At 65.4% G+C, this 13862-nt stretch carries 11 protein-coding genes, 1 tRNA gene and 4 pseudogenes; 7 read left to right on the top strand and 9 right to left on the bottom strand.

The features are described from left to right. Positions 1-620: 620 nt before the first annotated feature. Complete coding sequence (locus ACFYW8_RS44160) at positions 621-1415, top strand: calcium-binding protein (protein WP_389093669.1); 795 nt, start codon at positions 621-623, stop codon at positions 1413-1415. A gap of 1282 nt (positions 1416-2697) precedes the next feature. Here the strand turns inward: ACFYW8_RS44160 and ACFYW8_RS44165 are convergent. Then, the gene (locus ACFYW8_RS44165; RefSeq protein ID WP_389093671.1) at positions 2698-2895 is read right to left on the bottom strand and encodes a hypothetical protein; all 198 of its coding nucleotides are present in this window, start codon (positions 2893-2895) and stop codon (positions 2698-2700) included. A gap of 77 nt (positions 2896-2972) precedes the next feature. Here ACFYW8_RS44165 and ACFYW8_RS44170 point away from each other — a divergent pair. The 4 genes and pseudogenes from ACFYW8_RS44170 to ACFYW8_RS44185 all read left to right on the top strand — a co-directional run. Continuing rightward, positions 2973-3478, top strand: a pseudogene (locus ACFYW8_RS44170) (transposase); the annotation flags it as partial. Between the two features lie 55 nt (positions 3479-3533). Further along, positions 3534-3923, top strand: a pseudogene (locus tag ACFYW8_RS44175) (transposase); the annotation flags it as partial. Positions 3924-3934: 11 nt separating this feature from the next. Then, a pseudogene (locus ACFYW8_RS44180) lies at positions 3935-4072 on the top strand (IS30 family transposase); the annotation flags it as partial. A gap of 192 nt (positions 4073-4264) precedes the next feature. After that, positions 4265-4807 (top strand): hypothetical protein, encoded by a 543-nt coding sequence (locus ACFYW8_RS44185; RefSeq protein ID WP_389093675.1) that lies wholly within the window; start codon positions 4265-4267, stop codon positions 4805-4807. A 157-nt stretch (positions 4808-4964) separates the two neighbouring features. Here ACFYW8_RS44185 and ACFYW8_RS44190 read toward each other — a convergent pair. The 4 genes from ACFYW8_RS44190 to ACFYW8_RS44205 form a co-directional block, all read right to left on the bottom strand. Continuing rightward, positions 4965-5038 (bottom strand) — tRNA-Pro (locus ACFYW8_RS44190). Positions 5039-5066: 28 nt separating this feature from the next. After that, on the bottom strand, positions 5067-5867 hold the full coding sequence (locus ACFYW8_RS44195; protein ID WP_389093680.1) for a Pr6Pr family membrane protein: 801 nt from the start codon (positions 5865-5867) through the stop codon (positions 5067-5069). 198 nt (positions 5868-6065) lie between these two features. Beyond that, positions 6066-6992, bottom strand: coding sequence for a metallophosphoesterase (locus tag ACFYW8_RS44200; protein ID WP_365878280.1), 927 nt, complete (start codon positions 6990-6992; stop codon positions 6066-6068). Between the two features lie 321 nt (positions 6993-7313). After that, on the bottom strand, positions 7314-8666 hold the full coding sequence (locus tag ACFYW8_RS44205) for a transposase (RefSeq protein WP_389093686.1): 1353 nt from the start codon (positions 8664-8666) through the stop codon (positions 7314-7316). Positions 8667-8817: 151 nt separating this feature from the next. Between ACFYW8_RS44205 and ACFYW8_RS44210 the strand changes: the two genes are divergently transcribed. Then, positions 8818-9384 (top strand): hypothetical protein, encoded by a 567-nt coding sequence (locus ACFYW8_RS44210; protein WP_389093690.1) that lies wholly within the window; start codon positions 8818-8820, stop codon positions 9382-9384. Positions 9385-9704: 320 nt separating this feature from the next. Here the strand turns inward: ACFYW8_RS44210 and ACFYW8_RS44215 are convergent, their stop codons facing one another. Together ACFYW8_RS44215 and ACFYW8_RS44220 are read right to left on the bottom strand one after the other, a co-directional pair. After that, positions 9705-10670 (bottom strand): hypothetical protein, encoded by a 966-nt coding sequence (locus ACFYW8_RS44215; protein ID WP_389093695.1) that lies wholly within the window; start codon positions 10668-10670, stop codon positions 9705-9707. Positions 10671-11946: 1276 nt separating this feature from the next. Beyond that, positions 11947-12486 carry a hypothetical protein gene (locus tag ACFYW8_RS44220; protein WP_389093699.1) on the bottom strand — a complete coding sequence of 180 codons (540 nt, stop codon included), beginning with the start codon at positions 12484-12486 and terminating at the stop codon, positions 11947-11949. 371 nt (positions 12487-12857) lie between these two features. Between ACFYW8_RS44220 and ACFYW8_RS44225 the strand changes: the two genes are divergently transcribed. Further along, positions 12858-13049 carry a hypothetical protein gene (locus ACFYW8_RS44225; RefSeq protein WP_389093703.1) on the top strand — a complete coding sequence of 64 codons (192 nt, stop codon included), beginning with the start codon at positions 12858-12860 and terminating at the stop codon, positions 13047-13049. 123 nt (positions 13050-13172) lie between these two features. On the opposite strand, the pseudogene ACFYW8_RS44230 reads toward ACFYW8_RS44225, so the two are convergent. Both ACFYW8_RS44230 and ACFYW8_RS44235 read right to left on the bottom strand, forming a co-directional pair. Next, positions 13173-13305: pseudogene (locus ACFYW8_RS44230) on the bottom strand (transposase); the annotation flags it as partial. Between the two features lie 242 nt (positions 13306-13547). Next, a partial coding sequence (locus ACFYW8_RS44235) for a transposase (RefSeq protein ID WP_389093708.1) occupies positions 13548-13862 on the bottom strand: 315 nt, incomplete at its 5' end.

A 13862-nucleotide genomic window follows, 5' to 3' on the forward strand; every position in this document is an offset into this window, starting at 1 on the left:
AGCAGACGAACCGCCCCATCCCTCCCGCCTGCAGGTGGAATTCATGCCCACCAACCTCGAACCACACGATCACGTTCGGAAAGCGGAAGCCTTCTAAGGGCGGGAGCTCTGCTGACCTGCGGCGGAGTGATGGCGGCGCTTGGCGGGGCGGCCAACTGGTCTCCCGGTGTTCCCCGTTGTTCCCCGCACGATCTGGCACGACCTCTTCGTCCCGATCTCTCGATTGAGGGGTCGTCGCGGTGAGGTGGGCTGGGCGGCCAGCCGTTGCGGCGTGCTGGCGGTCGCCTGCGGTCGCCTGCGGTCGTACGAGGCGAACACATCAGCGGTGAATAGGGCCAACGTCGGCCGGACACTGTTCACTTCACGTGCGTCCACACCCAACATGCTCTTGGCCAGCACTAATAGGAAGACCGAACGGAGTCCTCGTAAGCGTGTCAAAAAAGATCTCTCTGCGGTGCAACCGTCCCGGGATTTCGGCAGTCGTCTCCAGTGCCATCCGGCACCCGAGGCGGATCAGGCCGCCCTCGTCCGGGTGACCTGACCTCCCCTGAGCCGGATGCGCCTCGCCAGCTTTGGCCTCGGGTGTCCCGGGGTCACCAGAGTGTGGGGGAAACACACTTATGCGTAAGCGCTCCACCGTGGCCGCCGTTGCCGGCGCCCTGGTCCTGTCCGCGTTCGCTGTTCCGGGCGCCGCCCAGGCGGACGAGGCCGTGGGCGACACCAAAATCACCAAGGTGGTCGTCAACGGCGGGTCCGACATCGTCCTGGGCACCACGAACCCGAAGACCTTCACCATCGCGGTGACCGCCACCGACAACTCGGGCATCAAGGAGGACTACACCTTCCCCGCACTGTGGCACGGGCCCGGCCAGAGAATGCCCGACGACCCTTACGGACTTGTGGTCCCCGACGACGTGTCCGGCGACTGCGTGGCCCACAACGCGACCACGACCACCTGCACGTTCACCCTGACCATGAACCCGCGGATCGACCCCCAGGACAACACCACGGCCGGAACCTGGAAGGTGAGGGCCAGTGTCAGCGGCAACGACTGGGACTACGTCAGCAAGGACGTTGCCGCCACGGTGCAGGTCAGGCGTTACGCCAAGCTGACGGTCAACGCCTCGCCGGAGCCGGTGAAGAAGGGCAAGACCCTCACCGTCACCGGCAACCTGACCCGCGCCAACTGGGAGACCTACAAGTACGCCGGCTACACCGGCCAGCCGGTGAAACTGCAGTTCCGCAAGAAGGGCACCAACACCTACACCACCGTCAAGACGGTGGCCACGGGTGCCGGCGGTGCCTTGAAAACCACAGTCAAGGCCGCCGCCGACGGCTACTGGCGCTGGTCCTTCGCCGGCACCTCCACCACCAACGCCGCCTCCGCCACCGCTGACTACGTCGACGTGCAATAGGCAGTGATGAGAAACCACGGCGCCGGGTTCCTTCACCCGGGCCCGGCGCCGTGTTGTCTCCGCATGGACCGGCGTCCGGCACGGCCAGAGCGCCCTCACCATGAACGCCTACTTCTAAGTGATCCAGGACGCACAGCGCGGGACGGCCAGCCAAATAGACCGGCTCACGAGGCGCTTGCAGCGCGAATAGTTCCGGCGCCGATGCCATTTCCGGGCATCAATGACCTCAGCCCTGATCGGCTGGGGGTCTTCCTTCCGAGGCGCTGACGGTTCCGAACCGCCGACATCCGCCTTGTAAGTTCGCTCCAACTCGGCCTCGGCCTCGGCATGGCCTAGCCGCGCGCCCGAGTGTCATCTGTTACCGCCCAATGCCGCAGCGGTCCTTGGGCGTTGATGTCAGCGTTGGATGTCAGCGGAACAACTGCGGCACGGGGCAGATCTCCAAGGGATCGCCCGGCCGACCCGCCCAGCTCTACCAGACATGCCGACTGGCACACCCTCACAGCGATCGGCACACCCGCCGGCCATCGTCCTCGCGCTTGGAGAGCACGAGGCCGCCCGACTTCATGGGCTGGCTGCACTCAGGACAGGCCGGAACATCGCTGGTCATGCACCGCACGCCAACCCGAGCCCCTCACCCCGGGGAGGCCTCAGACGTGATCACCCGAGCGCCGTTCCTGACCCGTGCGGCCGAACTCTCACCTGGTGATCGTGCTCAGCGTGCCCGACGACCTCACCGCGGATGCGTGCCCCGAGAATGGGTGGTCCCATCCGCTCGGGCATCGCAATGATCTCGGCGAGTGCCACGGCGTTCGGAACTCCGTCGACCCGGATCAAGACGACGAAGGGCTGACGTCCGATCACTTCTCCCGCGACGGAGGCCCCCAGAGGGAGAACTTGCAAGCGTCGCCGTCCAGACTCCCTCCGTTCGACTGCCCCGGCACGTCAGGGCGGCGCGCTGGCCAGTTGTACTCGTCCATAGGCAGATCATGACCTGCCGAGGAGCCCGCGACTACTGCGTTGTAAGGGCGGACGTGGTCGTGGGCGGGGATGCCCAGGTCACTCCGGCTGTAGCTGCAGCCCAGGCGAACGGCGCATCTCGACTGCAGCAAGCCGTCGTTGACCGCACGATGCGGCACGACTGTGGCACGTTCCGAACTACCGAGCGCTTAGAAGGCGCTTGGTGCGTCGCGCGGAGCACTCCCTCTGACCTGCACCACTCCCCCGCCCCGAGGCCCCGTCGACCAGCCCTCGACACGCATTCGACAGGGCCCGGGGTTCGCTACGGCCGCCGGTAGGCCTCGGGGGCAACTCCTGCCTCGGGCTTCCTGGAGAAGCTCACATAGACGGGGTGCTCGGGATCGCCCACCTGCATGAGGGCGAAGAGATCCAGATCGTGGTTGGCGAACCGGTGCAGATACTGCAGGAACAACTCCAGCTCCGTGTCCGACAGTGGCTCGTCATGCCGCTCATTGCGCATGCTGGCACGATACGAGTCGGGTCAAGGGAGCAGCCTACGGGGACGGTCACCGCGTCACGTGGTCGGCGGAACGGCTTTCGGGTCCTTCCCGCTACCTCCGTGAGGCTGACCGGATCCATATCGCCGACCGGCTGCGGGAGAAGACCACGATCCGGCAGATCGCCGCCGAGCTGGGCCGCAGTCCCTCCACGATCAGCCGGGAGATCCGCCGCAACGGCACGGTCGACCCGCGCGGAGCCCGGCACTACCGCCCGCACTCGGCCCAGGCCCGGGCCGACAGCCGGCGCCCCCCCGCCCCAAGCCGGGGAAGATCGCCCAGAACCTGCAACTGGGCGCCTTCATCCAGGAGCATCTGGACCTGCGATGGAGTCCGGAGCAGATATGCCAGGCTCTGCGCACCCGCTTCCCCCAACGGCCGGAGCTGCACGTGGTCCACGAGACCGTCTACCAGGCCCTCTACGTCCAGGGCAGAGGCGAGCTACGCCGCGAGCTCGCCAAGGCACTACGGACCGGCCGTGTCCGGCGCAAGCCCGCCGCCAGGCCCAGCAGCGCCAGCCCCGCTTCCGCGACCCCATGGTCGGACCGGAAACCCCACCCGCTTCCCAACTGCCAGCGCCTTCGCCCAGTACGCCGGCACCGCCCCCATCGAGATAGCCAGCGCAGGCCGCGCACGCCACCGCCTGTCCAGGCGGGGCGACCGCCAGCTCAACTCGGCACTCCACACCGTGGCCATCACGCAGATCCGCATGCCCGACACCCGGGGTCACGCCTACTTCCAGGCCAAACTCGCAGAAGGAAAGACACCCCGGGAAGCACAGCGCTGCCTGAAGCGCCGCCTGGCTGATCACGTCTGGCGCACGATGGTCGGCGACGAACGCCGACGCACCCGAACGACGGGCCCAGGAGGACAACCGGGGGCGACTACAGCATCCAGCGCGGACGACCCAACCTCGACGGCCGATTCTTCGGACAAGTCACTTCCCAGACCCGCCAAACCCGAGCCTATGCCACCGCACCAGACACCTTGACAAACACAGAGGCACCCAAGGGCACCGACCTGTCCATCCACACCCGTGAGCACCTGGACGCGGTCGCCGCCGAACTCAACGGCCGCCCACGCAAAACGCTCGGCCGGGAAACTCCAGCCGAGCGGCTGCATAAACTCCTCACGGCCTGATCAACACGACCGTGTTGCGACGACCCCTAGAAAGCGCCGGTCTGAGCTACGCCATGGCGTAACAACGTCACGCTGAGGAGACCCGGCCGGAACCCATCGCGCTCTAGTAAGCAAGTTTGAGCGACGCTGCTCCCCCGCAGCCTGATGGTGAGGTGTCGCTGAAAGGGGTGACGCCATCGGCTAGGGGGATCCGTGGGGAACGAGTTGTCGACCTTGATCGGAGTCGTGCTGGGTGCAGTCCTGTCGTACCTGGTGGGGATGCTGAACGAGCGGACCCGCTGGCGAAGGGAGCACGGGGCTCGGTGGGACGGGTTGCTCTTGCAGGCGTACAGCGACTACGGGCAGGCAATCAAGGAGTGCGTTGTCGCCTACCAGAGGCTCGCTGCTCATCAAGGGTTGACTGAAGATCCCACACCCGTGGAGCCTACGAATGATGCGCTGGAGCAGGCAGCAAAGGCGGAGGCGAAGCGTGCCGCCATGACGGAACCGCTCCGCCTACTGGCTGATCCCGTCACAGCCGCTGCCGTCCGCAAGCTGAACGATGCTGTTTGGCATCTGGAGTGGATGGCGCGGGGTCGTCTTACGGGAGACGCGGCCAACTGGGAACAGGCATATCGCGAGTACCGGGTGGCCAGGCAAACCTTCTACGACAAAGCGCGGAACGGCCTGCAAGTTCCGGGTGGAGTCATCGCTGAGCGCGCGAGTTGGCCGCCATCGTGGCGAGCGGGCACCTGAGCGGGTGCGGTCCGCTGGTCTACGGCAACGTGCAGACGATGGGTGCAGAGGATTGTCAGTCCGAAGGAGGGGGGCTCTTCTCCTTTGGCCCCCCTGTTTGGCCCCTGAGCACGACAGAGGCCCATTCGCGATCACGCGAATGGGCCTCTGACCTGTGTCGGGGTGGCGGGATTTGAACCCACGACCTCTTCGTCCCGAACGAAGCGCGCTGCCAAGCTGCGCTACACCCCGATCGTCGCTGCTCTCGCGGCGACGTCGTTTACTTTAGCCCACTGGTGGCCGGAGACGAAATCCGGTTTTCGGGGCGTCGTGGGCGTCTTCGGAGGCGGCGTCGGACAGGGTCGGGACGCACGTGGTCGAGGACGACGATGAGGAGGGCCAGGGCGTAGAAGGAGACGCCGAGGATGGCGGTGTTGCCGAGGACGCCCCCGTAGCCGTGCCGGTCCACGTCGACGAAGGGGTAGAGGTAGCGCGCGGGGGTTCCGGGCGACAGCATCGCCCCGCGGGCCAGGCAGAACGCCAGGTAGGCGAGGGGATAGATAAGCCAGATCGCCGCGTCGCGGAGTGCCAGAGGGGTCGGTCGGGTCAGCAGGAGCCAGTCGAGGACCACGGCGATCGGCGTGACCGTGTGGAGGAGGATGTTGGCGACCGCGTGCCAGCCGGAGAGCGTGTCGTCGCCTCCGGTCATGGAGAACGGGGTCGATTCGTTCGTCAGGATCAGGTGATAGACCAGGCCCGTGATCGAGATGTAGATCAGCGTGCCGCCTGTCAGCACCCCGGGCAGGGGTCGGCGGGCCGACCAGGCGCGGCGGGCCGACGCCGCGAAAACCACGGCGACGAGCAGGTTGGTCTGGATCGTGAAGTAGCTCAGCACCCGGGCCGGGTTGCCCAGCTTCATGTCGATGGCCACGCCCGCCGCTGCCGCGAGGGCCACCAGGACGCGGTAGGCCGCCGTGGCCGGGCGGCGGGTGGGAGCTACCACCGCCGTCGCGGGGACGAAGGAGTGGGCCGACGGGAGGATGCCCGGTATCGCGGGCAGATCCGGTATGTCCCTGGGCATAGGGGTGATCATGGCCCCACGCTAAGCGGGCCGGGTGTTTTGGGCGATATGGGTCGACCGGGTGGGTTAATCCGGCAGTGACGACAGCCCGCGACCGCGACCGCGACCGCGGAGCTTCGCGTGGCCCCGGCCGAGGCGGGGCATTGCCCCTGGCGTCGCCGCATCGCCGCATCGCGGCATATGCGCTCCGGAGGATCTCTACTTCCGCTCCACCAGCGTCAGCAGCGATGCCTCCGGCGGGCAGGCGAAGCGGACCGGGGTGTAGCGGTTCGTGCCGCAGCCGGCTGAGACGTGCATGTACGACGTCCGGCCTTCCGCCGTATGCCTGGAGAGACCCTTCACGCGGTCCGTGTCGAGGTCGCAGTTGGTGACGAAGGCGCCGTAGAAGGGGAGGCAGATCTGGCCGCCGTGTGTGTGGCCCGCCAGGATCAGGGGGTAGCCGTCGGCCGTGAAGGCGTCCAAGGCACGCAGGTACGGGGCGTGCACCACACCCATCGAGAAGTCGGCGGACTCCGACGGGCCGCCGGCCACGCGCGCGTAGCGGTCGCGCTTGATGTGCGGGTCGTCGAGGCCCGTCAGCTCGATCTCCGCGCCCTCGATCTTCAGGGTCCCCCGGGTGTTCGTCAGGTTCACCCAGCCCGCGGTGTCGAAGCCGTCGCGCAGGTCCTCCCACGGGTTGTGGATGGCGCCCACGACCGGCTTGTTGCCGTTCAGTCCGTGCCGGCCCTGCGTCTTCTCGAGCAAGTAGCGGGCGGGGTTGCGGGGTTTGGGGCCGTAGTAGTCGTTCGAACCGAAGACGTAGGCGCCCGGGAACTCCATCAGGGGGCCGAGCGCGTCCAGTACCTCGGGCACGCCCTCAGTGTCCGAGAGGTTGTCCCCGGTGTTGATCACGAAGTCGGGGCGCAGACCGGCCAGGGAACGCAGCCAGCGCTGCTTCTTGCGCTGTCCGCTCACCATGTGGATGTCCGAGACCTGCAGGACGCGCAGCGGGCGCATCCCCGGCGGCAGGACCGGGACCGTGATCCGCCGCAGGCGGAAGGAACGGGCCTCGAACCCTGCCGAGTACAGCAGACCGGCGGCCCCCACCGCCGTGATTCCCAGGGGTACTCCGTATCGCGCGCGCATGCGTCCATCGTGTCAGACGCCGACAAGCCGTCGTACCCGGCTGTGGACGACCGGAAACCCGGAGCGTAACCGCTGAGGCCGACCCGGGCGGGAGGGCCCCGGCCGGGGCCCTCCCGCCCAGGTCGGGCGCGCAGCGAAATCAACAGGCGTCCGCAGGACCGCACCTGCGACACCGGACGGCATGACCACAGTCAAGGCTTTTTGAGATACCTATTGGCGGCGGGGGTGCCGAACTGGGCGCTTAGAACTCCCAACGAAATGATCTTTGAAGTGATTGGATCAGTCCGGGACTGATGATCGGAGTGTGGGCTAACTTGATCTTTAACCTGTGCGGCGTGGTCGTGGGGTAGTTGACTTCTTCGTTCGCTGTTTCGCAGGTTGTGTTTTGCGGGGTGTGTGCACATCGTGGCGGGGTGTGGGTCGGGTGTTCTTTTGGCCTGGAGGTCGTCCGGGGCCGGGGCAGGCGGCCTGTGGGCGGATGTGCCGGAAGTCGCGGCGGACGCGGGCGGGGGTGAGTCTGCCCGGCGGGGTTGGCCTCTCCCAGGGGCGTCGTAGGTCGGCTGCCAGCGTTCGGGCGAGCCGCAGTTGGGTGTAGGCGGCGAGGATCAGCCAGGTCCGTCGGTCGGCTGCCTCGGGGGTGCGGATCTTGGGGGAGGTCCAGCCGAGGGTCTGTTTGAACAGGCGGAAGGTGTGCTCGATGTCGAAGCGTCGCAGGTATGCCTGCCAGAGACGGTCGGCGTCCGCCGGGGTGGCGTCGGTGCCGGACCACCACAGCCAGACCGGCTTGGGTGTTGCTCCGCTGGGCAGGTGGCCGATGTCCAGGCGGATGACCGTCCCTTCGACGATCGGGAGGGTGCCGTCGGCGGCCGCCCAGGAGGAGCGGGGGGTCAGCTTGGAGTGCAGCCGGTCCCAGGAGCGGGCCCTGGCGGTGCCGTAGAGGCGGGTGTCGGTGACGGTTTCGGTGTCCGGGGTGCCCCAGGTGTCGGGCTGCCCGAAGACGAACTCGGCGCCGTGCCGGGGCGGCCGGCCCTGGGTGTGCGGCAGCCGGGGTGGGACCGGCCTGCGCAGGACGCGGTCGGATCGCATCCGGGCCAGCACCTGGACGGGCAGGTCACCCAGGAGGAAGCCGAGGCGGGGTGCGTCGTATCCGGCGTCCGCGACGATGAGGATGTCCGGATCGCCAGGCTGCCACTGCCCCGCTGCGATCAGCCGCTGAAGCAGCTCGCGCAGCTGCCGGGCGGTGACGGTCGCGGTGCCGTCCCCGGGTGCCAGGCGCAGTGCGTCCAGCGGTGCGGTCCACGAGCTGCGGCCCGGTTCGAGCGCGCAGATGATCGAGTAGGGCCAGCCGGGGACCGGGATGTGCTGGTCCTTGCCCCGGCCGTAGGTGTGGCACAGGATCCGCTGCGGTGAGGTGTGGGCATCAGGCCGCAGCCAGCAGGTGACATCGACTCGTCCACGGGCCACCGCGGCATAGAGCCCGCCATGGCCCCGGCGGTACTCACCCACCAGCGACAACTCCGCGAGCGACCTCACCGGCCCGTCGCCGCACAGGACGGCATCAGCCAGCTCGAACAACGCGTCCGAACGAGCGGTCAGACAGGCGTAGAACTCGCCCCGGAAGCATGACAGTTGTGCCAATGCCTCTGATCGGACGTCGTGATGGAGCAGACTCATCTTCACGGCCTTCGTGCTGGACGTGTGTGTTCCTTGGTCGGAGCACATGTTCAGCCGAAGGCCGCTTCCGCGTACGCCGGTTACCGAACCGAGTGATCAAGTTCGACGCACCATTCGACGACGGACGTTAAAGATCAAGTTAGGGGGACTTGTGATCGTACGGCTACACCTGGACAAGGACGACGAGCTGGCCCAGCACCTGACCAACCGGCTGAACAGTCCACTCGACTGGCCAGAAGCTGGAGACCTGGACACCGAACACGTCGCGAGAATCGCTGCCGCTGCTGCTTGCGAGATCTCCTACGACCATGCAGCCAACGGCCACTTGGTCGATCTCTTCGCCGCCCTGCCTCTCCCCGGTACCTCTGAAGGACGAGAGTTCTGGAGGTCGCTGATGCTGGTGGGAGGTGATGGCGCTCTGAACATCGTCCCCGGCAACGCTGGCTGCCCGTTCTTCGACCGTCTGCTCGACGGAAACGAGGCGGGCATCGCTGGTCGCGTACTCAGCTTTCTTGAAGAACTCGACGAGGATGAGCACAACGCCGTTGCCGACCTGATCGGGACCGCTCTGGACCTCCTAGGCGGTGCCCGATACCTCGGGAAACTGTGGCTGCGTGACGCCGAGACCACCGCTTGGCACGTTCTGCTGGCCAGGCGCCGGCAGCACGACACGGCGGAGGACCGTGAGCGGTTCCTACAGGCATGGAGAAACGCCTAGGGACACCTACGCACAGGGCAGAGGGGCGCCGCTCGGACCTCCGCCGCTGTCGACTCTTAGTGCACATGTCGTCTTGCCGCCCCTCTCGCGCGTCCGAGGGGCGGCAGTCTTACCAGACTGCTCTGATAGTGCGGGCCGGTCACCGACGGAGCACCGCTTTAGGAGTTCATCCGGGTGATCCTGCGGTGAGGGCCGCTGCGGCGCCCGCCTGCCTGCCTGCACGGTGCGTGACTGGCCCCTTCGGTACGGCAAAGTGCGCCTGTGTTGCCATACCAAAGTGCCGTCAGCCTAAGGGCGTCTGGCTGATGTTGCGTTCATCGTTAGCCGGATCGATAGTGGCATCCGGCCGGTAGGTGAAATTTCGCGTAGGGAGCCACCAGCCCATTGTCATCGCCGGGGTCCTTCAGGGAGAGCGTAAGATCCATTTCCGCCTCATTTATCTGACTCGCCTTACCATCTAGAGGCACAACGAGATAACCCGAAGGAACGGCATTCTCATACGGCGGATTCGTGAAATGGGTGGCACTTCCAGCGGGGACTATCTTGCTCAATTCATTTTCATCACGCGGCAAGGGTGAGTCCTCATGTATATAACCCTCCCTGCTGGTGTAAGCGTAAAAGTATTGCCCATCCAGCTCAATGGAGTGTGGCACCGAGTCCAAATTGGTGACCGACACACGGCAAGCGAGCACGCTGCCGTCCTGGTAGGAGCTCTGCTGAACGATGGCCGGATCGGCGGCGGAGACTTTCACCCGCAACTTCGAGAACACGTCGCGTGGATCCTCAGCCGGAAACCCGTCAATTTCCGTGATTCTCGGCCGAAAGTGACGGAATCCGCTGGCCGCATCGAGATCCGAATCACTGCAGACCGTAAACGAATATTCGCCTGCGCTATTCGCTTCCACGACGTAGGGGTTCGGCTGCGCGGTACAAGTTGCGGTCGTGCGGCGCTTACCGTGTCCATCGCCTTTTACGTATTCGTATGTGATTCCGATTTCCGCTCGGATTGAGTGGGCAGCCCCAGAGTCGTTCGATATGGGCACCGTGAGCCAAATGAGGCCGTTGTCAAGTTCAACTCGGGAGGGGTTCTTGATATGCAAACCGGACCGTTTCGCCTTCGTCGTAAAATAGCGCACATCCTTTGCTGCTTCTCGCTTGGTATGAACCGTTGTCCAGGAAGTGGTGCAAACTCCATGCCCTATTTGGTTCGAAATGCAACCCACCAAGAAAGTGGCTCCACCGGTGACAAGGCCTATGATCAAGCCAACTAGCACGAATATGGCCACGATGCCACAGCACGGCTCTGCGCATTCGTCTGACATGCTCTATTTAACCTCCGCGCGACATGCATCCAATTGCCACTCAGGGCAGAGGGTGCACTCTCGTATCGGGTTACAGTGCCAGGAAGCCTAGTAAATAGCGATAGTCATTCTCGTGCTCTTTATATGTCCCGCGTAGCACGACGGCAACTTGAATGCACCAAGTAGGTTAGGTGAAAGAGTGCGAACGGTAATCACGGCGACCTCGCGACAGCGGCCGTGGCGGCGGCAGGTTGGGCCTGCGTTCCAGCATGTTCGCCGAGACAAATCAACTGCGCGAGCGTAGTCGTCGGGCTGGCTGGGCTTGCGAGCAGCCCGACCTCCCCCTCCTGGTGGCCAGCGAAGCCGTACCGCCTCACCGCGCTATGCATGAGGAGACGAGGTGTCAATCCCATCGCACACTGTGCCGACCCGCTCCAGAGCACATCGCACACCAAAGCGCAGGCGAACCTTCTCGCGACCGCCTGAACCTCAGCCGGCGCAAGTCAGCCGCGACGGCGGGTACGCCGACCGATCAGGCGCGCGTGTGCCTCGCTGCACCCCCATCGGGCCTCAGCCATGCAGTCCGGTGACGTCCACCAGAGCAAGTAGCGACGGCTGAAGTGTGGTGACGAAGCTTTGGCACGGCGACTTCTTCGTCCCGAATAATGTGCGGAAAGATCGCTGACCAGGTGCACTTGACTCCTGCGCAGGTCAGGGCGTTGGTATGAGTTGGTTCCCGTGGGCGGCGATCCGCACGGTTTTCTTGATCCACTCCCCGCTCACTCCCCAGGGCTGACCTGTCAGGACGACGAAGGCTGAGGCGCACAGAAGGACCCTCACCGCGAACTGTAAGGCGTCGCCCCCCACACGCTTTCCAACTGTCCGCATGGCAGTTCGAGGGCGTCCGCAGGGGTTCACGCGGCCGGTCAAATGAGGTGCGCGTACGGCGGTGAACGGTGGCGGCCGTAGGGGAACTGGACAACGATCAGGACAACGCGGCGACCGTCAGATGCGAGGAGCGACCCCGACGAACTCGCTCCCCTTGTGGTTGCTGACGCCGAAGTCGAAGCCATGGCCATCGGCGTAGGTGAGTTCCGCCTTGACGTAAGAGGCCGTCTAAGCACAGAACCGCTGCCCGGCACCTCGCGAAGAGGTGCCGGGCAGCGGTTCTGTGCCTGGCAGGCGGCGACAGCGTGCCGCCTGCCTGGAGGACACGGACGGTTCAGGGCCGAGCGCATGGTGGCTGGCTCCTGGCCTTCCGCTACTTCCACTCAAGGCCCCAGACGTTCGAGTTCTTCTTCACGGGGGCCGTGAACCACTTAGCCCACACCTTCTTCTCGTGGTACTTGCAGTAGGCGTCGTAGGAGTACGTGTACTTCGTGGCCAGGAACTTCTTCGACTCGTGGAACATCGTCATGCGGACCTTGGTCTTGCCCGCCTTGTTCTTCGCCGGGATCGAGTAGGTCCAGCTGCTGGACTTTGTCCAGGCCCCCCCGACGGTCACACTGAACGACGTACTCGCCTTGGCGAAGATCGCCCCGGCCTCGGCCTCGACCCCTGCCGTGCCGCTGGCGTTCACCTCGGCCGTCTTCGACTGGTTGTAGGTGAGGGTGCCGCCGAGGTTGTCGTACATCCAGTCGCTGTGCAGGTTGGTCGACTTGCTCACCGTCGACTTGTTGGTGATGTGGTAGCCCTTGCCGGGAGACGGGGCGCACGCGGCGGAGGCGGTGCCGGCGGTGACGGCGACGATGCCTGTCGCGACAACAGCCGTTGAAACAAAGGCACTTGCAATTCTCAGCACGGATGAGTCCTTTTGCAGAAGATCATTTGGTCGGCTCAGAGTAAATGATCTTCCGCGAGAGGTGAAGTGTCCATGTGTACCGGCGTATCGATAGTCCCTGGCGAGACGGGGCGAAGCGCGCGGACGGGGGCTCGCTGCGTGTGTGGTTGAGGTGATTTGACCGCATTCGCACCGTTCTCTACCATCACTCACGATGCATGAAGCGATCGACGTCTCAAAGTGGCGATCTATGTGCTTTGCGGTACGGGGAAAACCGGACCTCGATTTCTCCCTGAGTTCGCAAACGTATTCCCCCCCATCCTTTGTCGTGATCAGCTATCCACGGCAGTGCGGTCATTGAGCTGGGGCAAACGGGAGTAAAGAAATGCCGGTTGAAGCAAATCGAAGAACAGGTCACGGAGCAGGTCGCGAAACGGAAGGCGGAGCGGAGCGCCGGGGTTGAGGGGTTGCGCACGGTCTGGGTGGCCGGTGGTCGTGAATGGACCGATGGCCTCTGCGACCTTGACGCCGTGGAGCAGCGTGTCGCGGAGGCCATCGAGCTACTGCGGGAGCTGACGGTCTAAAGGCAATGCTGTGACTCTGTTGGTGATGTTGGCGGGGTCATATGGCGGCTGAGCACAGGGTGCGGAAGCGGGTAGTCCGGCGGCGCCTCCTGGGTTCGGCATCGAGCCAGTCCGCGACACGGGCAATGTTGCAGGCCAGCGCGGTGAGCACGTGCTGGACGTGGGTCTTCTTCAGTCCCCGGTAGCGGGAGCGGCGCAGGCCGTGGGCGCGGACGTTCTGCGAGAGGGTGGCTTCGATGCCGGCGCGGATCGCGTAGCGGCGTTGCCAGTCTTCGGTGGTCTGGTCTGCTTTACGGATCTGCTGGTTGGGGTCTGGTGATGAGGACGGCTCGTGTGCCGGTGCGGGTGGGCTGGGGCCAGGCGCGGTGTTCAGGTCGTTTGAGGTGGTAGTTGGACATCTTGCGTTTCACGACGCGGGGCCGGCTGCGCAGGCGTCTGTTGGGCAGGAGGCGTTCCAGGAGGTCTTCCTGGAGCATCACCAGGGCCCTGACAAGGAGTTCAGGGGGAAAAACTGCCCGGTGTGACGGTCACGCTGCGGCGGGCGGAGCGCAGGGTTTCGGTGAAGGAGACCCGGTCGGGGTCCAGGCCACGGGTGGCGGCCGTTCTCGGCATCAGCTCGCGCAGAGCGTGATGGACCAGCAGGTGTGCCCAGATCTGCTGGCGGACGCCGTCGGGTGTTTTGCTGCTGAGCACGACCCGCGCTCCGCGCTGGTGGGTTTTGATCTCGGCGAAGACGGATTCGATCTCCCAGCGTTCGCGGTAGAGCGCGGCCAGTTGCCGGGCCGGATACCGTCGGGCATCCAGCAGGCTGGT

This window comes from Streptomyces sp. NPDC002742 (assembly GCF_042888885.1).
GTDB lineage: Bacteria > Actinomycetota > Actinomycetes > Streptomycetales > Streptomycetaceae > Streptomyces.

Coding starts and splice junctions, on each gene's coding strand:
- ACFYW8_RS44160 (WP_389093669.1), top strand. CDS start 621: ATGCGTAAGCGCTCCACCGTGGCCGCCGTTGCCGGCGCCCTGGTCCTG.
- ACFYW8_RS44165 (WP_389093671.1), bottom strand. CDS start 2,895: ATGCGCAATGAGCGGCATGACGAGCCACTGTCGGACACGGAGCTGGAG.
- ACFYW8_RS44195 (WP_389093680.1), bottom strand. CDS start 5,867: ATGCCCAGGGACATACCGGATCTGCCCGCGATACCGGGCATCCTCCCG.
- ACFYW8_RS44200 (WP_365878280.1), bottom strand. CDS start 6,992: ATGCGCGCGCGATACGGAGTACCCCTGGGAATCACGGCGGTGGGGGCC.
- ACFYW8_RS44205 (WP_389093686.1), bottom strand. CDS start 8,666: ATGAGTCTGCTCCATCACGACGTCCGATCAGAGGCATTGGCACAACTG.